Genomic DNA, 25,236 nt, shown 5'->3' with positions numbered 1-25,236 from the left:
GAAGAATTCTATAATCAGGGTTTGTTGATTCTGATAATCCACCGACGAGGTGTATCTGTGAAATTTGTTGATGAAGCCAGTATCTATGTAAGAGCGGGTAAAGGCGGTAATGGTTGTTTGAGCTTTTGGCGCGAAAAATTCGTGGCGAAAGGTGGTCCTGATGGTGGGGATGGCGGTAATGGCGGCAGTGTCGTACTGGTTGCTGATGAAGCCCTAAACACGCTGATTGATTTTCGTTTTACGAAGAAATACATTGCCGAGAGTGGTGAGACGGGCCAAGGTCGAGATATGACGGGTTCGAAAGGGCCTGATCTTGAAATTAAAGTGCCAGTGGGCACGACGGTGATTGACGACGATACCGGCGAGACGCTTGGTGATCTTGTTCGTGACGGTCAAAAATTAAAAGTCGCTCAAGGCGGGCATCATGGCTTGGGGAATACGCGATTCAAATCCAGTACCAACCGTGCGCCACGTCAAACAACGAAAGGCACCATTGGTGAAGAGCGTACGCTCAAGCTAGAAATGAAAGTGTTGGCAGACGTGGGGTTGCTAGGGCTGCCTAATGCGGGTAAGTCGACCTTTATTCGTGCTGTGTCTTCTGCTAAGCCAAAAGTGGCTGACTATCCGTTTACCACCTTGGTGCCAAACCTTGGCGTGGTAAAGGTTAAGAAACACCAAAGCTTTGTTATTGCTGACATTCCTGGAATTATTGAAGGGGCGTCTGAAGGTGCAGGACTGGGTATTCGCTTTCTGAAGCATTTGGTGCGTAACCGTATTTTGTTGCACATCGTAGACTTGGCGCCTTGGGATGAAATTACCCCGGCGGAAGCGGCGGTTATCGCGGTGAACGAGTTGCATCAGTTTAGTCCGGCTTTGGCCGAGCGTGATCGTTGGTTGGTGTTGAATAAAACCGATATGGTGCCAGAAGACGAATTGGAAGCGCGTTGCCAGAGCGTGATTGATGCGCTTGGCTGGGAAGGTAAGGCGTACCGTATTTCTGCCATTTCTGGTGAAGGTACGGAAGTCTTGTGTTTGGATTTGATGACGGCACTCGATGAGAAACGTGAGTTGTTGATCGAAAGTCCGGAAGCACGCGAGAAAGAAAAAGCACTGCGTACCTTGATTGATGAAGAAGGCCGAAACCGTATTATGTCATTGCGTGAAAAGCGTCGTAAAGCAGGCTTGTTGCTTGATGATGACGATTTTGATGAAGATGACTACGATGTGGAAGTGGAATACGTTAGCTAATCTGATGGGTAGGAATAACTAGTATCATGGAAATGCGAGAAAAAATAGCGAAGGCGCAGCGTATCGTCGTCAAGATAGGCAGTGCCTTGTTGACAAATGATGGCCAAGGGTTAGATGTCGCTCGAATTGGCCTTTGGGTGGCTCAAATTGCTCAATTGCGAACGCAAGGTAAGGAAGTGGTGTTGGTGTCTTCTGGTTCTATTGCGGCTGGCATGAAGCGCCTCGGTTTTTCTTCTCGCCCCACTCAGGTTAACGAGCTGCAGGCGGCGGCCGCAGTGGGTCAAATGGAGTTGGTGGGCGTTTATGAGTCGCATTTTGAAAAGCATGACTTGTGTACTGCGCAGATCTTATTGACCCATGATGATTTGTCGAACCGTCGACGTTACTTAAATGCACGCTCTTCTTTGCGAACTCTGCTTGGTTTTGGCGTTGTGCCAATCGTTAATGAAAATGACACGGTTGTAACGGATGAAATTCGTTTTGGTGACAATGATACCTTAGGTGCTTTGGTTGCTAACTTGATTGAGGCTGATGTGTTGATTATTTTGACGGATCAGCAGGGGCTGTTTGATAAAAACCCGCGTGATCATCAAGATGCCACGCTAATCTCGCATATTTCAGCGTCGGATGATCGTCTTGAGTCGATGGCGAGTGGCGGTGCTGGCGTACTGGGCAGTGGCGGCATGCTGACGAAAGTGCGGGCGGCGCGTTTGGCGGCGCGGTCTGGTGCGGATACCTTGATTGCGTCTGGTCGTGAAGAAAATGTGATTGTGCGAGTAGCTTCAGGTGAGCGGCTAGGGACTTGGCTACAGCCAGAGCAGGGTAGAGTGGCGGCCCGCAAACAGTGGTTGGCAGGGCATTTGAAAAGCCGTGGTGCATTGATTCTAGATGATGGCGCGGTAAAGGCTTTGCGTCAGGGAGGTACCAGTTTGCTGGCGGTTGGCGTTAAAGATGCCCAAGGGACTTTTTCGCGCGGCGATATGGTGATTTGTGTTGACCTGCAAGGAGGGCTGGTGGCTCGTGGTTTAGTGAACTACAGTGTGGCCGAAACCTTGAAACTGCTGGGTCAGCCTTCGTCTAATATTGGCGAGATTCTGGGTTACAAGGGTGAGCCAGAGTTAATTCATCGTGATGATTTGGTGATTATTTAGGGAGTTGTCATGGCTAAGCCAGGTAAAGTGGGTTTAGAGCGCGTATTGAGTGCATCAAAGTATTCGTATCAAGGTTTACGTGCACAGTGGAAGCACGAAGCGGCTTTTCGACAAGAGTCTTTTTTGTTTTTGATTTCTTTGCCTTTTGCTATCTGGCTTGGTGATACCGGTCTTGAGCGTGCGGTGCTGATTTTTTCGGTTGGCTTAGTGTTGATCGTTGAGACATTGAATTCAGGCGTCGAGGCTGTAGTCGATCGCATTAGCAGTGAGCATCATGAGTTGTCTGGGCGGGCGAAAGATTTGGGTTCAGCGGCGGTGATGTTAACGCTGATTTTGGCGGCCGTTGTGTGGCTGGTTATTCTGTTTGGATAATGCGGTTTGGACGGTGTTGCTTGAATGGCGAGCTTGAGTGTTTTAAAGGTGTGGTACTTTAAAAGGCATAGTGCTTTAAAAGGCATAGTGCTTTAAAAGGCATAGTGCTTTAAAAGGCATAGTGCTTTAAAAACATAAAAAAACCGGCATGTGCCGGTTTTTTTATGGATATTAGGCCAGTGCTTTGATTTTAGCACTCAAGCGGCTCTTATGACGAGCTGCTTTGTTTTTGTGATATAGGCCTTTGTCTGCGGCTTTGTCTAGCTTAGAAGTTGCTAGAACGTAAGCTGCTTGTGCGTCAGCTTGATTGCCTGCTTCGATAGCCGCATCTACTTTTTTCAAGTAGGTACGAACCATTGAACGAAGGCTACCATTGTGAGCGCGGCTTTTGATTGCTTGGCGCGCGCGTTTTTTTGAACCGGCGGAATTTGCCACGGTCTGGCTCCTTTAGTGTTGAATAAGTAATGACTCAGCACTCTGCTGCGTCATGAAATTAATGTCAAGTTTTAACTTTGAAATCTCGCGGCGGATTTTACCAGTTTTTAGCGTTGCCACAACCCTATTATACAAAATTTAATCAAATGAGCTTATATATTTGGCTGCGCTCTGGTAGTGGCTGGTGTTATTCTTTGTCGATCTGTCTATTGCTTATGTCGTAATTTTTTATGTCCGAAAAAAAATCCGCACTCGATAAAGAGCCTAAGTCTTTGTCTTTGTTACGTTCTGGTGTCTTGGTTTCTATTTGTACCTTCCTTTCTCGTATTCTTGGTTTGGTGAGAGACGCCGCGTTGGCGTATGTTTTAGGCGCAAGTGGCAGTGCGGACGCATTTTACGTTGCGTTTAAAATTCCTAACTTTTTTCGTCGCTTATTTGCCGAAGGGGCATTTGCTCAGGCTTTTGTCCCGGTATTAAGTGATTATCGGGTGAAGGAAGGCAAAGACGACGTTCGAGCGCTCATTTCTGCGGTGTCGGGATCGCTGACGTTGGTCTTGTTGTGCATCACCGTGCTGTTTATGGTCTGTGCGCCTTGGATTGTTTACATTTTTGCGCCGGGTTTTTCTGGCAATGATGGTCAAACAAAGCTGGCGGCTGAATTGTTGGTCATTACGTTTCCGTATTTGTTGTTTATTTCGTTAACGGCCTTGGCGGGTGGTATTTTAAATGCGCATGGCGAATATGCCGTGCCAGCGATTACGCCGATTTTTTTGAATATTTCTCTTATTGTTGCGACGGTGTTTTTTGCTCGCTCTGCGGCGCAAGCAGAAACGGCGGTGGCTTGGGGGGTGTTTTTCGCCGGCTTGATTCAGTTAATGTTTCAAATGCCGTTTTTAGCCAGATTGCGACTCTTGCCGATGCCGACGTTGGGTTTTCGTCATCCGGGAGTGAAGCGCATTCTGCTGTTGATGGGGCCGGCACTGTTTGGGGTGTCGGTCAGCCAGATTAATTTGCTCTTGGATACGGTGCTGGCGTCTTTTCTGCAAACCGGCAGTATTACTTGGTTGTATTTGTCTGATCGCCTGTATGAGTTGCCGTTGGGGATTTTTGCTATCGCCATTAGTACGGTTATCTTGCCTTCTATGTCGCGTAGCTTTGCGGGTGGTGAGTCTTCCAAGTTTTCAGAGACGCTGGATTGGGCGCTGCGGATATTGTTATTGATTGCGATTCCGTCCTCTCTTGCTCTGTTTATGCTGGCGGAGCCTTTGATTGCGACGATTTTTTATCGCGGCGAGTTAACGGTGAACGATGTGCAGATGGCCGCGCAAAGCTTGCAGGCCTATTCACTGGGCTTGGTGTTTATGATGCTGATTAAGGTGCTGGCGCCTGGGTATTACGCACGGCAAGATACCAGAACGCCGGTGCGCATTGGTATTATTGCGATGGCGTCGAATATGGTGCTGAATTTAATTTTGGTGTGGCCGCTCGGGCATGTTGGTTTGGCGTTGGCGACCAGTCTTTCTGCTGGGTTGAATGCGTTTTTGCTGTGGCGCGGTTTGTATAAAAAACAATACCATGTGTTTTCCGCTCAGTGGGGGCGTTTGCTGCGTATTGTGATCAGTGCGACGATCGCGTTAGGTCTGTGTTTGTATCTGTTCCTTCTGCAGGGTTGGCAATGGACACAAATGGACGATTGGAATCGAGTGGCTTGCACCTTGATGGTGGTCATTTGTGGCGTGCTGGTGTACGTTTTGGTTGCGGTCGCCGCCGGTTTGCGTCCCTCCATTTTGAAGCATTAGGTGTATTGAGCGCGTTTTTGGCTTTGATTATGGCTTTGCGCTGCTTGTGCAAGTTCTGGCCTACCGTCATCTGGTTAACTGCTATATAATCTTCAATATTTTTTCGACGCTGGGTTTAATTGTTTTGTACGGGGTTCTATGGAGTTAATTCGCGGTATTCATAATATCCGTTCAAAGCATAAAGAATGCGTGCTGACGATAGGTAACTTTGACGGTGTTCATTTAGGGCATGGCGCCATTTTGGCACGGGTTAAAGCCTTGGCTAAGCAATATGGTTCGCCTGCCGCTATTATGATTTTTGAGCCTCAGCCAAGAGAGTTCTTTGTGCCAGACACGGCGCCGGGTCGTATTGGGCGCTTGCGTGACAAAATTCGCTTGTTGGAAGGGCAGGGCATTGATTATGTGCTTTGCATGCCATTCAACCCTAAGTTGCAGCAACTTAATGCTCAGGCGTTTTGCCAGCAAATCTTATTAGACGGTTTGTCTGTCAAGCATTTGGTGGTGGGCGATGATTTCCGCTTTGGTTGTGATCGCCAAGGGGATTTTTATTATCTGCAAGACTTCGGCAGCCAGCATGGTTTTGCTGTTGAGAATACGCCATCGGTGTTAAATGCGTTGGATGAACGCGTGAGCAGTACGCTGGTTAGAAATGCCCTTGAGCGCGGCGATATTGTTGCTGCGCAGATGAATATGGGGCATTTGGTTACCTTGAGTGGGCGTGTGATACATGGACAGCAACTTGGCCGAAAACTGGGTTTTCCAACGGCGAATGTGCACCTTAAAGGGATTAAATCTGCACTTTCAGGCGTATACGCGGTGACCTTTATGGTTGACGGCGTTTCCCATAATGGCGTTGCCAATATTGGGGTGCGCCCTACGGTGCAAGGTAAGACGCCAATACTGGAAGTACACCTACTCGATTTTAATGGTGACCTGTATGACAAATATGTGCAGGTGACTTTCTGTCAGTTTATTAGGGCAGAGCGAAAAATGGCCAGCCTAGATGCGCTGGAAAAACAAATTCAATGTGATAAAGAAGAAGCGTTACGCTTTTTTGCCAATCAGTGAAAAGATGATCTTTGAGGATGAATCGATAAACCATGAGTGATTATAAACCGACACTGAATTTGCCAGATACTAACTTCCCTATGCGTGGGGATTTGGCAAAACGTGAACCTGCAATGCTGAAGCATTGGCAGGATATAGACCTGTACCAAAAAGTCCGTGAGGCAAGTAAAGGCCGTAAATCTTTTATTCTTCATGATGGCCCTCCGTACGCAAATGGCAGTATTCACATTGGTCACGCGGTTAACAAAATCCTCAAAGATATTATTGTTAAATCCAAAACCGTTAGTGGCTTTGATGCACCTTATATTCCGGGTTGGGACTGTCACGGCTTGCCAATAGAGCACAAAGTGGAGCAATTGATCGGCAAAGCGGGCGCGAAAGTCTCTTATAAAGAGTTTCGTGCCAAATGTCGTGAATACGCTTATTCACAGATTGAAGAGCAGAAAAAAGACTTTATCCGCTTGGGCGTGATGGGGGATTGGGAAAATCCTTACCTGACCATGAATTTTAAAACCGAGGCGAACATTGTTCGTGCTTTGGGCAAAATCGCTAAAAATGGCCATTTAGTAAAGGGCTTTAAGCCGGTTTACTGGAGCGTGGTGGGCGGTTCGGCCTTGGCGGAAGCGGAAGTGGAATATCAGGATAAAACCTCTTTGTCTTTGGATGTGCGTTATGCGCCACAAGACGAAGCGGCCTTGCTGGCTAAATTCTCTGATCTTGAGGGTGAAGGTAAAGTGTCTGTTGTTATTTGGACAACGACGCCTTGGACACTTCCCGCCAGTCAGGCGGTCTCGGTTCATCCAGAATTTAACTACGCATTAGTTGAAGTTGATATGGGCTTGGGCAAAGAACGTCTGATCCTTGCTGAAGATATGGTAGCGGGCATTATGTCTCGTTATGGTGTCGCTGATTTCCGTATTGTTGGTCGTGTTGTGGGGGCTGAGCTCGCGGGTACTGTGTTGGATCATCCTTTCTTGGCACGTGATATTCCTGTCATCTTGGGTGAGCATGTCACGACCGAAGCCGGTACCGGTTGCGTACATACGGCACCTGACCACGGCGTAGACGACTTTAACGTTGGTCGTGAAAATGGCATCGGTACAATTAATCTTGTACAAGATAACGGTGTTTATTCCGAGGCGGCGGGTGAATTTGCGGGCTTGCACGTTTACAAAGTAGATGGCGCGGTGCTTGACGCGCTCAATCGCAATAATGCCTTGGTGTTTGAGTCAAAAATTTTCCACAGCTATCCACATTGCTGGCGTACTAAAACCCCGCTCATTTTCCGTGCGACGCCTCAGTGGTTTATCAGTATGACCAAAGAAGGCTTGCTGGATGCTGCGAAGCAGGCGGTTGAAGGCGTGAAGTGGGTGCCAAGCTGGGGACAAAACCGCATGGAAGGGATGTTGAATAACAGCCCTGATTGGTGTGTTTCTCGTCAGCGTACTTGGGGCGTGCCGATTGCGTTGTTTATTAATAAAGAGACTCAAGAGCTTCACCCAGAAACGCCGCGTTTGATCGAAGAAGTCGCGTTGCGCATTGAAAAAGAAGGTATTGATGCTTGGTTCGAAATGGAAGCTGCTGAGCTGCTAGGCGCGGATGCTGAGAAATACAGCAAGGTGACTGACACATTAGATGTATGGTTTGACTCTGGTGTGACGCATTATTCTGTTATCGATCAACGTGACGAATTGAGTTTCCCTGCCGACTTGTACTTAGAAGGGTCGGATCAGCATCGTGGTTGGTTCCAGTCTTCCTTAAAAACATCGATTGCGATTCGTGGTGTGCCGCCATACAAGCAAGTGCTGACCCATGGTTTTACTGTGGATGGCGACGGCCGCAAAATGTCCAAGTCTTTGGGTAACGTGTTGTCGCCTCAAAAAGTCATGGATACCTTGGGTGCTGATATTATTCGTCTGTGGGTGGCGGCAACGGATTACACCACTGAAATGACAGTATCGGATGAAATCCTCAAGCGAGTGGCGGATTCTTATCGTCGTATTCGTAATACAGCACGCTTTATGATGGCAAACCTAAATGGCTTTAATCCGGCTACTGATATGGTGCCTTCGAGCGAGATGATTGCTCTGGATCGTTGGATTGTGGACCGTGCTGCTTTATTGCAAAAAGAATTAGATACAGCGTACAACGACTATCAATTCCATACCGTTAATCAGAAGATTCAGAACTTCTGTTCTGTCGATTTGGGTGGTTTTTATCTAGATGTTATTAAAGATCGCCAGTACACGACTCAAGAAGACAGCTTGGCGCGTCGTTCGGCGCAAACCGCGCTTTATCATGTGATGGAGGCGTTCTCTCGTTGGATCGCACCAATCTTGAGTTTTACTGCGGATGAGATTTGGCAGACGCTTCCTGGTGAGCGTGGCGAGTCGGTTTTCTTGGAGACATGGTACGAAGGTCTTGAAGAGTTGTCGGGTGATGAGCCAATGGGGCGTGATTTCTGGAAGCGTGTTCTGGAAGCGAAAGTCGCGGCGAACAAGGTATTAGAAGCGGCCCGTAGCGAAGGCAAGATGAAAGCAAGCCTAAGCGCAGAAATCACATTGTATTGTGATGATGTTTTGCAAGCGACATTAAATCGCCTCGGTGAGGAATTGCGCTTTGTGTTGATTGCTTCTGAGGTGAAGGTGTTGCCTTTGTCTCAAGCGGGTGATGATGCAGTAGCGACAGACCTTGATAGCCTAAAAGTTCACGTAGCGCTGAGTAAGTACACTAAGTGTGTGCGTTGCTGGCATCACCGTGAAGAGGTTGGCAAACGAGAAGCGCATCCTGAGTTGTGTGATCGTTGTATTTCTAACTTGCCAGATGGGGAAGGTGAACAGCGCCTTTACGCCTAATGACGGCTTTAATTGTGTGGAAACGAGTTCAGCGCTGGTGGGCGCTGGCTCTGATTCTGTTTGTTTTAGACTGGGTAACAAAGCAGGCGATTGAGTCCAATTTATTCTATGGGCAAGAGATTGCTGTTTTGCCGTTCTTCGATCTGACCTTGAGATACAACACGGGCGCCGCTTTTAGTTTCCTAGCGCAAGCGGGTGGCTGGCAGCGCTGGTTTTTTTCTGTCATTGCTTTGGCGGTGGCAGTGGGTATCAGTTGGCGTTTGGTTAAGATTGCAGAGACAAATCGATTGGAGTCTCTAGCACTGACGTTTGTATTGGGCGGTGCGATTGGCAATCTTTATGATCGACTCGTCTATGGTCATGTTGTGGACTTTTTGCAATTTCATTGGCAGCAGTCTTGGTATTTCCCTGCCTTTAATGTCGCCGATAGCGCGATTACCATTGGTGTTATTTTAATGTTGCTTGAAAGCTTTGTGGCGAAAAACCCAGAAGGGGCGAAAAAATGAATGTCATTACGGCGGAAAGTCGTGTCACTCTGCATTTTGAATTGTCACTGGAAGACGGGCAAATTGTTGATTCTAACTTTTCTCAAACGCCAGCCAGTTTTGTGTTTGGTGATGGTAGTTTGTTACCAGACTTTGAAGCGGCTTTATTAGGCATGTCTACAGGGCAAGAGGCGTCTTATCTTATGTCGCCAGAAAAAGCCTTTGGTGTGCACAACGAAAGTAATATTCAGCGTATGCCTCGCTCTCAATTCTCTATGGATTTAGAAGAAGGAATGGTGGTGTCTTTTGCAGATATGAGCAAAAATGAATTGCCGGGTGTGATTGCTGAAATTGGTGAGAAAGAAGTGCTGGTGGATTTCAATCATCCGCTGGCGGGTCGTACACTTACTTTTCGAGTGCAAATCATAGCTATTGAGGAGACCTCATGAGTTTTGCTATTCAACTTGCTAACCCTCGTGGCTTTTGTGCGGGTGTAGACAGAGCAATAGATATTGTGAATCGTTGCTTGGATCTCTTTGAAGCACCAATCTACGTTCGTCATGAAGTGGTGCATAATAAATTTGTTGTTGAGTCTTTGAAGTCTCGCGGTGCGGTGTTTGTTGATGAGCTTGATCAAGTGCCAGATGACAATATTGTTATCTTCAGCGCGCATGGGGTTTCAAAAGCAGTGCGAGATGAAGCGACAAATCGCGGCTTGAAAGTATTCGACGCGACTTGCCCATTAGTAACAAAAGTACATCTAGAAGTGCTGCGTTATTCTCGTGATGGCATGGAATGCATTTTGATCGGCCACGATGGTCACCCTGAAGTGGAAGGCACCATGGGGCAGTACGATGATTGCCGAGGTGGTGCTATCTATCTAGTAGAAAGTCCCGCTGACGTGGAAAAGCTTCAGGTTAAAGATCCTGCGCGTCTTGCCTTTGTTACTCAAACAACACTGTCTATGGACGATACCTCTGTTGTGATTGATGCGTTGCGAAAGCACTTTCCGATGATTCATGGTCCTAAAAAAGACGATATATGTTATGCGACACAAAATCGTCAGGATGCAGTGAAGACATTGGCAGAAGAGTCTGAGTTGGTTCTTGTAGTTGGCTCTGTTAATAGCTCTAACTCGAACCGTCTGCGTGAACTCGCGGAAAGAATGGGTGCCAAAGCTTACTTAATTGATAATGCCAATGAAATTCAACGCGATTGGTTGTCTGATGTTCATAGTGTTGGTGTGACCGCTGGGGCTTCTGCGCCAGAAGTGTTGGTTAACGAAGTGATTGAACGTCTGGTTAAAGAAGGTGGTAGTGCTCCTCAAGAACTAAAAGGCCGAGAAGAGAACGTATCTTTCTCTATGCCAAAAGAATTACGTATTGTTGAAGTTCGATAGATTTTAAATTAATTTAAAATTTCTTCAAAAAAGGGTTGCACAAAATCTGTAGATCCTTAATATACGCCCTCGCTGACACGGACAAGGCTTCAGAGCAACGAAGACCAAGTTCAACTTAATCAGATTAAGATCTGGTAAAGAATTCAAGTCAGCCCGCTCTTTAAAATAGATAATCAGATAATTTGTGTGGGCGCTCGCTGGAGGCTTCAGAAGATCATCGCAGACCGGTTTTGCCGAGATGTAGTTGATCAAAAAAATTGAAGTCTTACGAGTGTTTATACAGTAATTCGCTTTATGTTGGCTTGTTGTTTTTCGAAGCAGTGAGTCGATTAAGTTATAGTTAGTGTAATAGATTTGAGTAAGCAAGCTTTTTTAACTGAAGAGTTTGATCATGGCTCAGATTGAACGCTGGCGGCAGGCTTAACACATGCAAGTCGAGCGGTAACAGGGGAGCTTGCTCCTGCTGACGAGCGGCGGACGGGTGAGTAACGCGTAGGAATCTGCCTAGTAGAGGGGGACAACATGTGGAAACGCATGCTAATACCGCATACACCCTGAGGGGGAAAGGAGGGGATCACTTGTGACCTTCCGCTATTAGATGAGCCTGCGTAAGATTAGCTAGTTGGTAGGGTAAAGGCCTACCAAGGCGACGATCTTTAACTGGTCTGAGAGGATGGCCAGTCACACTGGGACTGAGACACGGCCCAGACTCCTACGGGAGGCAGCAGTGGGGAATATTGGACAATGGGCGCAAGCCTGATCCAGCCATGCCGCGTGTGTGAAGAAGGCCTTAGGGTTGTAAAGCACTTTCAGGGGTGAGGAAGGGCGTTTGGCTAATATCCAAATGTTTTGACGTTAGCCCCAGAAGAAGCACCGGCTAACTCTGTGCCAGCAGCCGCGGTAATACAGAGGGTGCAAGCGTTAATCGGAATTACTGGGCGTAAAGCGCGCGTAGGTGGTTTGTTAAGTCGGATGTGAAATCCCAGGGCTCAACCTTGGAATGGCACCCGATACTGGCTAGCTAGAGTATGGTAGAGGGGTGTGGAATTTCCTGTGTAGCGGTGAAATGCGTAGATATAGGAAGGAACATCAGTGGCGAAGGCGACACCCTGGACTAATACTGACACTGAGGTGCGAAAGCGTGGGGAGCAAACAGGATTAGATACCCTGGTAGTCCACGCCGTAAACGATGTCTACTAGCCGTTGGGTTGTAATGACTTAGTGGCGCAGCTAACGCAATAAGTAGACCGCCTGGGGAGTACGGCCGCAAGGTTAAAACTCAAATGAATTGACGGGGGCCCGCACAAGCGGTGGAGCATGTGGTTTAATTCGACGCAACGCGAAGAACCTTACCTACTCTTGACATCCACAGAACATTTGAGAGATCAGATGGTGCCTTCGGGAACTGTGAGACAGGTGCTGCATGGCTGTCGTCAGCTCGTGTTGTGAAATGTTGGGTTAAGTCCCGTAACGAGCGCAACCCTTATCCTTATTTGCCAGCACTTCGGGTGGGAACTTTAAGGAGACTGCCGGTGACAAACCGGAGGAAGGTGGGGACGACGTCAAGTCATCATGGCCCTTACGAGTAGGGCTACACACGTGCTACAATGGCGTATACAGAGGGCAGCGAGCTAGCGATAGTGAGCGAATCCCAGAAAGTACGTCGTAGTCCGGATTGGAGTCTGCAACTCGACTCCATGAAGTCGGAATCGCTAGTAATCGTGAATCAGAATGTCACGGTGAATACGTTCCCGGGCCTTGTACACACCGCCCGTCACACCATGGGAGTTGATTGCTCCAGAAGTAGGTAGTCTAACCGCAAGGGGGACGCTTACCACGGAGTGGTCAATGACTGGGGTGAAGTCGTAACAAGGTAGCCCTAGGGGAACCTGGGGCTGGATCACCTCCTTAAACGATAGAAGGCTCTGGTGAGCGTTCACACAAATTATCTGATACCTATCTTAAAAGTATTAGCACAAAGTATTAAGCAAGGCGCTAAACATCTTACATTTAATTGTGTTGGATGATTTTTAGTCTCTGACTTAGTGCTTTGCACTAAACTTGCTCTTTAACAATTCGAATTTTGAAATAACGATAAATCAAGTGTTAAACCGGTGGAAGTTCACTTGCTCTTATTCTTTAAGGATAACAGCTTAGTGACTTCTATTATCGTAAATCCAGAGAGACACAAAAGCTCTTTGGTATGTGATCTGATGGTTGTTTCTACTTTTTATACTGAGTCATTTATGGCTTTTTATTGAATCGTAAAAACTACTTTGGGTTATATGGTCAAGTGACCAAGCGTGCACGGTGGATGCCTTGGCAGTCAGAGGCGATGAAGGACGTGGTAATCTGCGAAAAGGTTCGGGGAGTCGATAAACAGGCTGTGATCCGAACATGTCCGAATGGGGAAACCCACTCTACTTGTAGAGTATCCCACAGTGAATACATAGCTGTGAGGAGGCGAACCCGGGGAACTGAAACATCTAAGTACCCGGAGGAAAAGAAATCAACCGAGATTCCCTAAGTAGCGGCGAGCGAAAGGGGATTAGCCCTTAAGTGATTTTGGTGTTAGTAGAAGGCTCTGGAAAGTGCCGCGATAGAGGGTGATAGCCCCGTATACGAAAACACCTTAATGATGAAAACGAGTAGGACGGGACACGTGTTATCCTGTCTGAATATGGGGGGACCATCCTCCAAGGCTAAATACTCCTGACTGACCGATAGTGAACCAGTACCGTGAGGGAAAGGCGAAAAGAACCCCTGTGAGGGGAGTGAAATAGATCCTGAAACCGTGTACGTACAAGCAGTGGGAGCGGACTTGTTCCGTGACTGCGTACCTTTTGTATAATGGGTCAACGACTTATTTTCAGTAGCAAGGTTAAGCGATTAGTGGAGCCGTAGGGAAACCGAGTCTTAATAGGGCGTTTAGTTGCTGGGAATAGACCCGAAACCGGGCGATCTATCCATGAGCAGGTTGAAGGTTGAGTAACATCAACTGGAGGACCGAACCCACATCCGTTGAAAAGGCTGGGGATGACTTGTGGATAGGAGTGAAAGGCTAATCAAGCTCGGAGATAGCTGGTTCTCCTCGAAAGCTATTTAGGTAGCGCCTCGTATCTCACCATTGGGGGTAGAGCACTGTTTGGGCTAGGGGGTCATCCCGACTTACCAACCCCATGCAAACTCCGAATACCAATGAGTGCAATTACGGGAGACACACGGCGGGTGCTAACGTCCGTCGTGGAAAGGGAAACAACCCAGACCGTCAGCTAAGGTCCCCAAGTGCCAGTTAAGTGGGAAACGATGTGGGAAGGCTTAGACAGCTAGGAGGTTGGCTTAGAAGCAGCCATCCTTTAAAGAAAGCGTAATAGCTCACTAGTCGAGTCGGCCTGCGCGGAAGATATAACGGGGCTCAAACTGGCCACCGAAGCTACGGATGCTTAGTTTACTAGGCATGGTAGAGGAGCGTTCTGTAAGCCGTTGAAGGTCAAGCTGTAAGGCAGGCTGGAGGTATCAGAAGTGCGAATGTTGACATGAGTAACGATAAGGGGAGTGAAAAACTCCCCCGCCGGAAGACCAAGGTTTCCTGTCCCATGTTAATCAGGGCAGGGTGAGTCGGCCCCTAAGGCGAGGCAGAAATGCGTAGTCGATGGAAAACAGGTTAATATTCCTGTACCGATGTATATTGCGATGGAGAGACGGAGAAGGCTAGGCCAGCACAGCGATGGTTGTCTGTGTTTAAGGCGGTAGGCAAGTGACTTAGGCAAATCCGGGTCACTCTTTAAGAGAGGATGTCGAGAACTGATGACGAGCCCTCTTTTGGGCGAAGTGGTTGATGCCATGCTTCCAGGAAAAACTTCTAAGCGTCAGATATACATTGACCGTACCCCAAACCGACACAGGTGGTCAGGTAGAGAATACCAAGGCGCTTGAGAGAACTCGGGTGAAGGAACTAGGCAAAATGGTACCGTAACTTCGGGAGAAGGTACGCCGGCCAGTGTGAAGGGCTTGCCCCGTAAGCACCAGTCGGTCGAAGATACCAGGTGGCTGCGACTGTTTATTAAAAACACAGCACTCTGCAAACACGAAAGTGGACGTATAGGGTGTGACGCCTGCCCGGTGCTTGAAGGTTAATTGATGGGGTTAGCGCAAGCGAAGCTCTTGATCGAAGCCCAAGTAAACGGCGGCCGTAACTATAACGGTCCTAAGGTAGCGAAATTCCTTGTCGGGTAAGTTCCGACCTGCACGAATGGCGTAACGATGGCCACACTGTCTCCACCCGAGACTCAGTGAAATTGAAATCGCAGTGAAGATGCTGTGTATCCGCGGCTAGACGGAAAGACCCCGTGAACCTTTACTATAGCTTCACAGTGAACTTTGAACCTACTTGTGTAGGATAGGTGGGAGGCTTTGAAGCGGTGACGCCAGTTACCGTGGAGCCACTCTTGAAATACCACCCTGGTATGTTTGAGGTTCTAACTCAGGTCCGTTATCCGGATCGAGGACACTGTGTGGTGGGTAGTTTGACTGGGGCGGTCTCCTCCCAAAGAGTAACGGAGGAGCACGAAGGTGTGCTCAGCATGGTCGGAAATCATGCATAGAGTGTAAAGGCAAAAGCACGCTTAACTGCGAGACAGACACGTCGAGCAGGTACGAAAGTAGGTCTTAGTGATCCGGTGGTTCTGTATGGAAGGGCCATCGCTCAACGGATAAAAGGTACTCCGGGGATAACAGGCTGATACCGCCCAAGAGTTCACATCGACGGCGGTGTTTGGCACCTCGATGTCGGCTCATCACATCCTGGGGCTGAAGCCGGTCCCAAGGGTATGGCTGTTCGCCATTTAAAGTGGTACGCGAGCTGGGTTTAGAACGTCGTGAGACAGTTCGGTCCCTATCTGCCGTGGACGTTTGAGATTTGAGAGGAGCTGCTCCTAGTACGAGAGGACCGGAGTGGACGAACCTCTGGTGTTCCGGTTGTCACGCCAGTGGCATTGCCGGGTAGCTATGTTCGGACGGGATAACCGCTGAAAGCATCTAAGCGGGAAGCCTCCCTTAAGATAAGATCTCACTGGGACATAAGTCCCCTGAAGAGCCGTTCGAGACTAGGACGTTGATAGGTTGGGTGTGTAAGTGCTGTGAGGCATTGAGCTAACCAATACTAATTGCTCGTGAGGCTTGACCATATAACACCAAAGTGGTTTTGCTGACTCGACGAAAGTCGAACAGTAAACACATAGAGACACAGATTACGATAACGCATCAGTCATGATGAGCATCGGTTTAATACTTGATTATTGTTATTTCAAAACAGAATTGTTAAAGATCCAAGCACGTCTTCGCGTGTTTTGGTGAGACGAAAAGTCCAGCCAGAACGAACGCAACAGAATTGCTTGACGATCATAGAGGCGTTGAACCACCTGATCCCATCCCGAACTCAGAAGTGAAAAGCGCCATCGCCGATGGTAGTGTGGGAGATCCCATGTGAGAGTAGGTCGTCGTCAAGCTTTAATTTAGAAAGCCCTGATAGGTTATCCTGTCAGGGCTTTTTTTCGTCTGCATTTTTGCCTGTAAAAAATACACTTGTCTTGCTATTCGATTCGCTTGCGCCTGTTTCGCGGGCTCAACGCGTCAGCGCGAATCCAACACCAAGACGAGCTTTTGCGAAGGTTGGATAGGTTTTGTAGGCCTGATGAGGGAGGCACGACCGTTATCAGGCGTGTGACTTTATTCATCCTGCAATTGATTGATTTATATTGTTTTTTTGTAGGTCGTGGCTTTAGCCCGACAAGGCGTAATTTGTCGTGGTGAGTTTTTGTCGGCATGTTATTTTTTCAGGGTAAATCGCGACCTACAAGATCGGCGGAAGTCGTTTAGCGACACCCTTGAAGGCGGAAATCCAACACCAAGACGAGCTTTTGCGAAGGTTAGATAGGTTTGTAGGTCTGATGAGGGAGGCACGACCGTAATCAGGCGTGTGACAGATGGGGGCGACCTTCCATGAAAATGGAAAAAATCAGAGGTTGCTGACGTACCACCCATACCGTATCCCTCTATTCATGTCGCCCATTACCTATTCGGTTCAGTTTTCACCTATATCACAGGGTGTAAGGCTCACTAATGTCCAAATAAAACTCAAACAATTCTACATCTTGTCTCATTGTCTTTAATTTTTAATATTCACGTCTACAATGAATATACTGTTTAATTAAGTAAGGAGTTTGAGATGACAAAAGTGTTAGTTCTATACTACTCAAGTTATGGTCATATCGAAGTGATGGCTAATGAAATAGCTAAAGGCGCCCGCAGTGCTGGAGCGCAGGTGGATATTAAACGCGTTCCTGAGCTGATGCCTGAAGACGTCGCCAAGAATTCAGGTGTGAAGCTTGATCAAGACGCGCCAATAGCTAAGCCAGATGACTTGGTAAATTATGATGCTGTGATTTTTGGTTCGCCAACACGCTTTGGTAATATGGCATCTCAAATGAGAAATTTCTTGGATATGACTGGTGGTTTATGGGCTGAAGGTAAGCTTGTCGGTAAAGTGGGTAGCGTGTTCACTTCCACAGGTACAGGTGGTGGTAACGAAACCACTATACAGTCTTTCCACACGACGTTATTCCATCATGGCTTTGTGGTGGTTGGTTTGCCTTATTCTTGCCCAGAGCTAGCCGATATCAGTGAAGTGAAAGGCGGGTCTCCTTTGGGAGCGGGGACGATTGCTGGGGCTGACGGTAGCCGTCAGCCTTCACAAAAAGAAATCGCGATGGCACGATTCCAAGGCAAGCATGTGGCTGAAGTTGCGGCTAAGCTTAGCGCATAAAACGCTGCACAATATCTGGAAGGGCAAGCGGAAACGTTTGCCCTTTTTTATCTCAACAAACCTATCCACATTGAGCCTGAAATCGACTAACACTTCTGATTTGTTAATAACTTAGGCACTTATCCACTTCGTTGGTGGCACCAAGGATGACGGCGACACGCTGGTGAATGGCTTCTGGTTGGATGTCTAGAATACGTTGTGTGTGGGTGTGAGCTTTGCCTCCAGCTTGTTCTAGTAACATGGCCATTGGGTTGGCTTCGTACATTAGGCGCAGTTTGCCCGCTTTAGATGGGTCTTTGTTATCCCACGGGTAGATGAAGATGCCGCCGCGACAAAGAATACGATGTACGTCACCTACCATGGCGGCAACCCAGCGCATATTGAAGTTCTTACCACGTGCGCCGTCTTTGCCTTTCACTAGGTCATTGACATAGCTTTGCATGTTGGTAGACCAGAAACGCTGGTTTGACATGTTGATGGCGAACTCTTGCGTGTCTTGCGCCACTTGAACGTTTTCGTGGGTGAGCGTGAAGACGTTTGTGGTTGGGTCGTAGGTAAACATGTTGACGCCCTCGCCAGTGGTGAGAACCAGCATGGTGGATGGGCCATAGAGAACGTAACCTGCTGCAACTTGTTCTTTGCCTGGAATCAAAAAGTCAGCTTCTGTGGCTGGCTTGTCACCAGTTTGGCGATAGATTGAAAAGATGGTACCCACCATGGCGTTGATGTCGATGTTAGAAGAGCCGTCTAATGGGTCAAACGCAATGAGATATTCGCCGTCTGTGTTGGCTGGTACTATGTAGTCTTCTTCTTCAGAAGCGATGGCTCTAACGGCTGGATAAGCAACTAGGGCTTCTTTCAACATGTTGTTGGAGATAACATCCAGTTTCTTTTGTTCTTCGCCTTGAACATTTTCATTGCCAGCCATACCTAAAATACCTGCAAGTGAGCCTTGTTTTAGCGCGTCTGAAATAGCGATGCAGGTGTCAGTAGTGACGGTTAACAAAGCTTGTAATGTTTTCGGTGTCGCGTTGGATGCTAAAACGTCAGGTAGATTTTGCATGGTTTGGTATTTCCTTGTTATTTGAAGTTGTTGAAATTATGCCATTCTAGCCACTGAGTGTCAGCCAAGGTGATGTCCTGAAGGGAAAATAAATAGGGGAAGTGGGAATTATTAGATAACCTACGCTAAATATTGAGAGGAAGTGATATGTCTGGATTTGTTGTTCACCATTTAGAACTCGATGGTAAAGGTGGTGCTGTTTCGTTGCCGGCTGAGGATCTTCCTAAAAGTATCCCTGAGCAGGGTTGTCGATGGGTGCATTTGGATTGTTCCGAAGACGAAGGGTATGCGTGGTTGTCTGGTTTGGAGGGAATACCAGAGACAGCCGTAGAGGCGTTATTCGCAGAAGAAACACGTCCTCGCGCTGTTCGCATGGGGAAGGGGCTATTATTGACGCTACGAGGCGTTAATTTAAATCCAGAGTCGAATCCATCTGATATGGTCGCTTTACGTATCTGGGTGACACCTCATTTTATTGTGTCGAGTCGACGCCGAAAGTTACTTTCGGTACAGGATGTTGTCAGAAGTTTTGCTGACAATGAAGGGCCTGTTGATACGGCGGATGTGATTGCCACCTTAACCGCGACGCTGACTGAAAGAATGGCGAAAATCATTACTGATTTAGAAGATGAATTAGCCGATTTAGAAGAAAGTATTGGTGAGGGTATTGAGTCGGGACAACGTGAATCGCTTGTTCTGCGACGTCTTGAGACGATTCGCTTAAGGCGTTTTTTAGTGCCACAGAAAGAGGCGATTAATAAACTGTCTCAGGAGGCTGTGTCTTGGATGAAAACAGAGCAAATCGCTCAAGTACAGGAAGCGGCCAATGATATTACTCGTTATGTCGAAGGCTTGGAATCATTGCGCGAACGCTGTTTGTTGATGCAGGAAGAGTTTGCCAATTTACAAGCCGAAAAGATGAGCGCCCGGATGTATGTCTTGTCGATTTTGTCCGGTATTTTTATGCCGTTGGGTTTTTTGACCGGATTATTCGGTATCAATATTGGCGGTATGCCAGGCACTGACAGTAACGCGGCATTCTGGTTATTTTGCGGCGCTTTACTTGTTTTAGGCGGCAGTCAATTTATGTTGATGCGCAGGAGTCGTTGGTTTTAAGTGTCTGTTTATTAAGTCAAAGCGGCCAAATGTGAAGGCCGCTTTGACTTGGTACAGTTTATTTCTTCAATGTCTTGATGCCGTCTTTGGTTGCAAGCAAGAGTACATCGGCTGCACGTTTGGCAAACAATCCGTTTGTCACCACGCCAACAATACCGTCGATGCTTTTTTCCAAGGTAATGGGATCGAGAATTTCTAAGTTATAGACGTCAATAATATGGTTGCCGTTGTCGGTGACAACACCTTCGCGATAAACCGGATCACCACCTAATTTCACTAATTCACGCGCCACATGACCACGTGCCATTGGAATGATTTCGACCGGAAGGGGGAAATTACCAAGCACTTTCACCAGTTTGGATGCATCGGCAATGCAGATAAATTCATCGCTGCAAGCGACAACAATTTTTTCACGCGTCAAGGCCGCACCGCCACCTTTGATTAAATGTAAGTGCTCATCGGATTCGTCTGCGCCATCAACATACACACGGATGCTGTCAACGCTGTTTAAATCATAAACCGGAATGCCGTGTTTTTTTAGGCGCTCAGCGGTGGCTTCAGAGCTTGCCACGGTGCCGTCAAAACGATTTTTGTATTTGGCTAATTCGTCAATGAACAAATTAGCGGTGGAGCCTGTACCAACGCCGACAATGGTGTCGGACTCTAGCATAGGTAAGATGTAATCAACGGCTGCTTTGGCAACGGCTTGTTTTAATTCGTCTTGCGTCATGGTGATTTGCACCTTCTATTATAATTGTGCTCGGGGGCGATATTATTCGACTTATTTTTGAAGATAAGCCACCTCTGATGGTGGTGATATTATAAGCGCTTCAAGAGCCGATTGTTACCCTGCCAGATCGACCTATTGATGGATTTTATGCCTTTTTGAGATGGATTTAGAGGCGATCTGTCTTTGCGCCAAGAGGGGTGAAAGAGTATATTTCCTACTCGGTTTTTTCTATCTAGGACACACTATGCCTCATACCATGATCAAAAAGATTCTACAGGCGCGCGTTTATGACGTTGCCGTAGAAACACCACTGTCTCGTGCCAATCAATTGTCGAATCGGTTGGGCAATGAGATTATTTTGAAGCGAGAAGATTTACAGCCAGTTTTCTCCTTTAAGATTCGTGGGGCATACAACAAGATTTGTCAGTTAACGCCAGAAGAACGCGCCCGTGGCGTTATTGCGGCATCGGCAGGTAACCACGCACAAGGCTTGGCTTTGGCGGCAAAAAAGCTGGGCATTCAAGCGACGATTGTGATGCCAGCGACCACGCCAGAAGTAAAAGTCAGCGCGGTACGCAATCATGGCGCGGAAGTGATTTTGTTTGGTGATGCCTTTGATGAAGCCTCGGCAAAGTCTCGTGAAATCATGGAAAAAACAGGTCAAGTTTACGTTCATCCATTCGATGATTTGGATACGATTGCCGGTCAAGGCACAATCGGTATGGAAATCCTGCATCAGCACGAAGGTAATATCGATGCGATTTTTATTCCTGTTGGCGGCGGCGGTCTAATCGCTGGTGTATCGGCTTATATCAAGTACCTGCGTCCAGATATTAAAATCATCGGTGTCGAACCAGAAGATGCGGCATGTTTGAAAATTGCCCTTGAAAAAGGCAAACCGACGCGTTTAGCCACCGTGGGGATTTTTGCCGAAGGCGTGGCGGTGGCGGAAATTGGTCACAATACCTTTGCTATTGCCAAAGACACGGTTGATGAAGTGATTACGGTGACCACTGATGAAATGTGTGCGGCGATCAAAGACATTTACGATGATACCCGTGCGATTACAGAACCCGCAGGCGCTTGTGCCTTGGCTGGGTTGAAAAAGTACATTGAGCGTGAAGAGGCGAAAGGCCAAACGCTGATTGCCATCAACAGTGGCGCGAACGTGAATTTTGACCGCTTGCGTCATGTGTCTGAGCGCGCCGAACTAGGTGAAAAACGCGAAGCGATTATTGCGGTGAAGATTCCTGAGCATCCCGGCAGTTTTAAAGATTTCTGCCAAGCCTTGGTGGGCCGTAATATCACCGAGTTTAACTACCGTTATGGTGATGATCAAGAAGCGGTAATCTTTGTTGGCGTGGCCTTGGGTGGCAGTCCGCACAGTCGTAAAGAATTACTGGCGGATTTGAAAGAATATGAAATTGTGGATTTGACCGACGATGAAACCGCTAAAGTCCATGTTCGTCATATGATTGGCGGCCATTTGCGCAGCGACAAGGGCGAGTTACTGTACAGCTTTGAGTTTCCTGAACGTCCCGGCGCCTTGCTGAAATTTTTGAACACCCTTGGCGGGCAATGGAACATCTCCATGTTCCATTATCGTAATCATGGTGATGCTTATGGTCGTGTCTTGGTGGGGCTGCAAGCGGTTGGTGAAGAAACCGACGTGACGCATTTCTTAGACGAGTTGGGCTATCCTTATCAGGACGAAAATAACAACCAAGCCTGTAAGCTGTTCTTTCGTTAAAAGCGTGGCTGTTCTTTCGCTAAAAGCGTGAGAATCGGTTATCATTGATGCCACTATTTTTTTGAATTCAGCCCTCTGATTGGTGACAGTCAGAGGGCTGTGTGATTCTAATGTGCTGCCATTATTAGCGGCATGTTTACTGTTTAAAGGTCTCCCTTGTGAATATTCAAACTCTTTTAAATCAACGCATCCAAGCGGCGATGGTGGCGGCTGGCGCGTCTGATACAGCGCCTGCATTAGTTCGTCAATCGGCGAAAGTGCAATTTGGTGATTACCAAGCCAACGGTATGATGGGCGCGGCGAAAGCGTTAAAAATGAACCCGCGTGATTTTGCTCAAGCCACATTAGATAAGTTGGATCTGTCTGATCTTGCCGATAAAGTGGACATTGCTGGACCGGGCTTTATCAATATCTTTTTGAAAAATGTTTGGTTGAGCAAAGAGTTGGTGCAATTGCGTACCAGTGAACGTCTTGATGTAAAACCTGTTGAAGCGCCCGAAACGGTAGTGGTGGATTACTCTGCGCCAAACCTTGCCAAGGAAATGCACGTTGGTCATTTGCGTTCTACCGTAATTGGTGACGCCGTGGTGCGGACGCTGGAGTTTTTTGGGCATCACGTCGTTCGTCAAAACCACGTAGGTGATTGGGGGACGCAATTCGGTATGCTGTTGGCGTACATGGAACGTTTGCGTGCGGATAACACTAAAATCAGCATGGCGCTGGCGGATCTAGAAACCTTCTACCGTGCCGCGAAAACCTGTTTTGATGACGATGAAGCTTTCGCGGCACGTGCTCGTGAATTGGTTGTGGCGCTGCAATCTGGTAACGAAGAATGCTTGGCGCTTTGGGATGAGTTTATCGAAATCTCCATGGCGCACTGTGAAGAAACCTACAAGATGTTAGGTGTGTCTTTGGAGCGTCAGCACGTGATGCCCGAAAGCGCGTATAACGACGATTTGCAGAACGTTGTGAGCGAGCTAAAAGATCAAGGTTTGCTACAAGAATCCAATGGCGCACAATGTGTGTTCATGGAAGAGTTTGCCAATAAAGATGGCGAGATTACGCCCATTATCGTGCAAAAAACCGGTGGTGGTTTTTTATACGCCACAACGGATTTAGCCGCGGTGCGTTTCCGTCAACATACCTTGAATGCCAATCGTGTGTTGTATTTTGTCGATGCTCGCCAGTCTTTGCATTTCCAGCAGATTTTTACCTTGTCTCGTAAAGCGGGCTTTGTGAAAGCAGAAACGCAATTGGAACACATGCCTTTTGGTACGGTAATGGGCAGCGATGGCAAACCATTCAAGACGCGTTCTGGTGGCGTGGCGAAATTGTCTTCTTTGTTGGAAGAAGCGCAAGAGCGTGCTTATCAATTGGTGGCGTCGAAGAATCCAGAAATGGACGAAGAAGAATTGCGTAACATCGGCCGTGTGGTGGGTATTGCCTCGGTAAAATACGCTGACCTATCGAAAAACCGCACCAGTGATTATGTGTTCAACTGGGACACCATGTTGAGTTTTGAAGGCAATACCGCGCCGTATTTGCTGTATGCTTATTCTCGTGTGGCGAGCATTGTTAAGCGCTCTGAGATTGAGGTGGCGAGCTTGACGGGCGATATTGCGATTGACGAGCCACAAGAGCGTGCCTTGGCGGTGAAATTATGTCAGTTTGAAGAAGCCATCCAGCAGGTCGCTAACGACGGTATGCCGCATTTTTTGTGTGCTTATTTGTACGATTTGGCGGGCGTCTTTATGACCTTCTATGAAGCTTGCCCCATTCTGAATGCCGAAGACGACGTGAAACATAGCCGTTTACAGTTGGCGTTGAATACGGCGTCAACCTTGAAATTGGGCTTGTCTTTGTTGGGCATCGAAACCTTAGAGCGTATGTAATCCCTCTACGGCTTTAACCCATAAAATGAAAGGCGCTTTTCGATTCGATCAGCGCCTTTTATGTTTTCTGTCCATAACATAATCCGAATATAAGATAGGATTACCCCGTTTATGGTGCTTACACGGCCAATGTAATGGCACTGTTTCTGTCGGTGGCGCGCTTACTCGCGAAAGGAATTTGAATGGCATTTTTATATGTACTCTTGGTGGTTATTTGGTCGACAGGGTTTATCACGGGTAAATTCATTGTTGGCCTGATTGACCCTAACGTATTTCTGAGTATTCGCTTTGTTCTAGCGGGGTTACTGTTTCTTGCCATTGCTTTGTGGCAGCGTCGACGTTTTCCCGCTTGGAAAGAGTTACCTAAGCATATTATTGCTGGCATGCTGATGAATGGTTTTTACCTTGGCTTTGCCTATGTGGCGATTGCTAAAGGTTTACCGGCCGGCATGATGGCGCTGATTGGCGCATTGCAACCAGCTTTGGTGACCTTACTCGCCTTCTTGTTGATCAAAGAAAAAACGGCCTTGAAAGGCATCATCGGGATGTTGGTCGGCATGGTGGGGTTGTTGCTGGTGGTGAGTCCGGCGTTATCGCTGGATATGAGCCACGGCGGCGTAACCTTGCTGACGTTTACTTTGGCTTGTGTGGCTATATTGTCCTTGTCGCTTGGTGTGACTTATCAAAAAATGTCGATTTCATCGTCTGATATAGTGAGTTCCATGGCGGTGCAAAACTTAGCCGCCAGTGTCGTGTCGATTGGTTTTATGTTGTTTCTCGGCGAAACTTTATTTGAAGTGCAGCTAGCGTCTTTCTTGCTCGTTATCTGGGGCGTGTTGGTTTTATCTGGCGGTGGCGTTTTCTTGATGGTGTGGTTATTGAGAAAAGTCAGGGCGTCTCAGGTGTCTACTATGTTGCTACTAGCGCCCCCCTTGGCAGCGCTAGAAAGTTATTTCTTATTCAGTGAATCTATGAGCCCGATTCAAATAGTCGGCTTTGTTGTGACGATTGTTGGCGTATATTTTAGTCGGGCTAAAAAGTCAGTTTAGT

Annotated in this window: 17 protein-coding genes and 3 rRNA genes; 17 read left to right on the top strand and 3 right to left on the bottom strand. The window is 47.6% G+C overall.

Annotation, left to right across the window (positions count from 1 at the left end; genetic code table 11):
• Positions 1-57 precede the first annotated feature (57 nt).
• From cgtA to J8N69_RS06850, 3 genes are read left to right on the top strand one after another with little or no spacing between them, the layout of a single operon-like run.
• Positions 58-1,248, top strand: a complete 1,191-nt coding sequence (gene cgtA, locus J8N69_RS06860; RefSeq protein WP_168826701.1) for an Obg family GTPase CgtA — start codon at positions 58-60, stop codon at positions 1,246-1,248.
• Between the two features lie 26 nt (positions 1,249-1,274).
• A complete protein-coding gene (proB, locus tag J8N69_RS06855; protein ID WP_168826703.1) occupies positions 1,275-2,399 on the top strand; it encodes a glutamate 5-kinase in 1,125 nt (374 codons plus the stop codon).
• A 9-nt stretch (positions 2,400-2,408) separates the two neighbouring features.
• Positions 2,409-2,771 carry a diacylglycerol kinase gene (locus J8N69_RS06850; protein WP_168826705.1) on the top strand — a complete coding sequence of 121 codons (363 nt, stop codon included), beginning with the start codon at positions 2,409-2,411 and terminating at the stop codon, positions 2,769-2,771.
• A gap of 171 nt (positions 2,772-2,942) precedes the next feature.
• Here J8N69_RS06850 and rpsT read toward each other — a convergent pair whose 3' ends face one another.
• Positions 2,943-3,206 carry a 30S ribosomal protein S20 gene (rpsT, locus tag J8N69_RS06845; protein ID WP_111608659.1) on the bottom strand — a complete coding sequence of 88 codons (264 nt, stop codon included), beginning with the start codon at positions 3,204-3,206 and terminating at the stop codon, positions 2,943-2,945.
• A gap of 230 nt (positions 3,207-3,436) precedes the next feature.
• On the opposite strand from rpsT, the gene murJ reads away from it, so the two are divergent.
• The 10 genes from murJ (at position 3,437) to wrbA (ending at position 17,635) form a co-directional block, all read left to right on the top strand.
• Positions 3,437-5,005, top strand: coding sequence for a murein biosynthesis integral membrane protein MurJ (gene murJ / locus J8N69_RS06840; RefSeq protein ID WP_168826707.1), 1,569 nt, complete (start codon positions 3,437-3,439; stop codon positions 5,003-5,005).
• Positions 5,006-5,143: 138 nt separating this feature from the next.
• Positions 5,144-6,073: a bifunctional riboflavin kinase/FAD synthetase gene (ribF, locus tag J8N69_RS06835; RefSeq protein ID WP_168826709.1), complete on the top strand. Its 930-nt coding sequence runs from the start codon at positions 5,144-5,146 to the stop codon at positions 6,071-6,073.
• Between the two features lie 32 nt (positions 6,074-6,105).
• Entirely contained in the window at positions 6,106-8,928 is a 2,823-nt protein-coding gene (gene ileS, locus J8N69_RS06830; RefSeq protein ID WP_168826711.1) for an isoleucine--tRNA ligase, read from the top strand.
• Positions 8,928-9,434 carry a signal peptidase II gene (gene lspA, locus J8N69_RS06825; protein WP_168826713.1) on the top strand — a complete coding sequence of 169 codons (507 nt, stop codon included), beginning with the start codon at positions 8,928-8,930 and terminating at the stop codon, positions 9,432-9,434. The genes ileS and lspA overlap by 1 nt, the downstream gene beginning before the upstream one ends.
• Positions 9,431-9,862 carry an FKBP-type peptidyl-prolyl cis-trans isomerase gene (locus J8N69_RS06820; protein WP_168826715.1) on the top strand — a complete coding sequence of 144 codons (432 nt, stop codon included), beginning with the start codon at positions 9,431-9,433 and terminating at the stop codon, positions 9,860-9,862. The genes lspA and J8N69_RS06820 overlap by 4 nt, the downstream gene beginning before the upstream one ends.
• Positions 9,859-10,812: a 4-hydroxy-3-methylbut-2-enyl diphosphate reductase gene (ispH, locus tag J8N69_RS06815; RefSeq protein ID WP_168826717.1), complete on the top strand. Its 954-nt coding sequence runs from the start codon at positions 9,859-9,861 to the stop codon at positions 10,810-10,812. The genes J8N69_RS06820 and ispH overlap by 4 nt, the downstream gene beginning before the upstream one ends.
• A 373-nt stretch (positions 10,813-11,185) precedes the next feature.
• A 16S ribosomal RNA gene (locus J8N69_RS06810) occupies positions 11,186-12,723 on the top strand.
• Between the two features lie 376 nt (positions 12,724-13,099).
• Positions 13,100-15,998: ribosomal RNA gene (locus J8N69_RS06805) — 23S ribosomal RNA — on the top strand.
• 206 nt (positions 15,999-16,204) lie between these two features.
• Positions 16,205-16,319: ribosomal RNA gene (rrf, locus tag J8N69_RS06800) — 5S ribosomal RNA — on the top strand.
• Together the 16S, 23S and 5S rRNA genes form the textbook arrangement of a ribosomal RNA operon.
• Before the next feature lie 719 nt (positions 16,320-17,038).
• Positions 17,039-17,635 (top strand): NAD(P)H:quinone oxidoreductase, encoded by a 597-nt coding sequence (gene wrbA, locus J8N69_RS06795; protein WP_168826461.1) that lies wholly within the window; start codon positions 17,039-17,041, stop codon positions 17,633-17,635.
• Between the two features lie 103 nt (positions 17,636-17,738).
• Here wrbA and J8N69_RS06790 read toward each other — a convergent pair whose 3' ends face one another.
• On the bottom strand, positions 17,739-18,698 hold the full coding sequence (locus J8N69_RS06790) for a class 1 fructose-bisphosphatase (protein ID WP_168826460.1): 960 nt from the start codon (positions 18,696-18,698) through the stop codon (positions 17,739-17,741).
• Positions 18,699-18,845: 147 nt separating this feature from the next.
• Here J8N69_RS06790 and J8N69_RS06785 point away from each other — a divergent pair, with 147 nt between their 5' ends.
• Entirely contained in the window at positions 18,846-19,814 is a 969-nt protein-coding gene (locus tag J8N69_RS06785; RefSeq protein WP_168826459.1) for a zinc transporter ZntB, read from the top strand.
• 58 nt (positions 19,815-19,872) lie between these two features.
• Here the strand turns inward: J8N69_RS06785 and rpiA are convergent, their stop codons facing one another.
• Positions 19,873-20,544 carry a ribose-5-phosphate isomerase RpiA gene (rpiA, locus tag J8N69_RS06780; RefSeq protein WP_168826458.1) on the bottom strand — a complete coding sequence of 224 codons (672 nt, stop codon included), beginning with the start codon at positions 20,542-20,544 and terminating at the stop codon, positions 19,873-19,875.
• A gap of 244 nt (positions 20,545-20,788) precedes the next feature.
• Between rpiA and ilvA the strand changes: the two genes are divergently transcribed.
• The 3 genes from ilvA to J8N69_RS06765 all read left to right on the top strand — a co-directional run bounded on the left by ilvA (position 20,789) and on the right by J8N69_RS06765 (position 25,235).
• Complete coding sequence (gene ilvA / locus J8N69_RS06775) at positions 20,789-22,294, top strand: threonine ammonia-lyase, biosynthetic (RefSeq protein WP_168826457.1); 1,506 nt, start codon at positions 20,789-20,791, stop codon at positions 22,292-22,294.
• A 158-nt stretch (positions 22,295-22,452) separates the two neighbouring features.
• Positions 22,453-24,186, top strand: coding sequence for an arginine--tRNA ligase (gene argS, locus J8N69_RS06770; protein WP_168826456.1), 1,734 nt, complete (start codon positions 22,453-22,455; stop codon positions 24,184-24,186).
• A gap of 182 nt (positions 24,187-24,368) precedes the next feature.
• A complete protein-coding gene (locus tag J8N69_RS06765) occupies positions 24,369-25,235 on the top strand; it encodes a DMT family transporter (protein WP_168826455.1) in 867 nt (288 codons plus the stop codon).
• Position 25,236 lies beyond the last annotated feature (1 nt).

The sequence above is a fragment of the Marinomonas profundi genome (genome assembly GCF_020694005.1).
Taxonomy (GTDB): domain Bacteria; phylum Pseudomonadota; class Gammaproteobacteria; order Pseudomonadales; family Marinomonadaceae; genus Marinomonas; species Marinomonas profundi.
The sequence above is the reverse complement of the archived record's forward strand: the minus strand, read 5'-3'. Positions and strand labels throughout refer to the sequence as shown.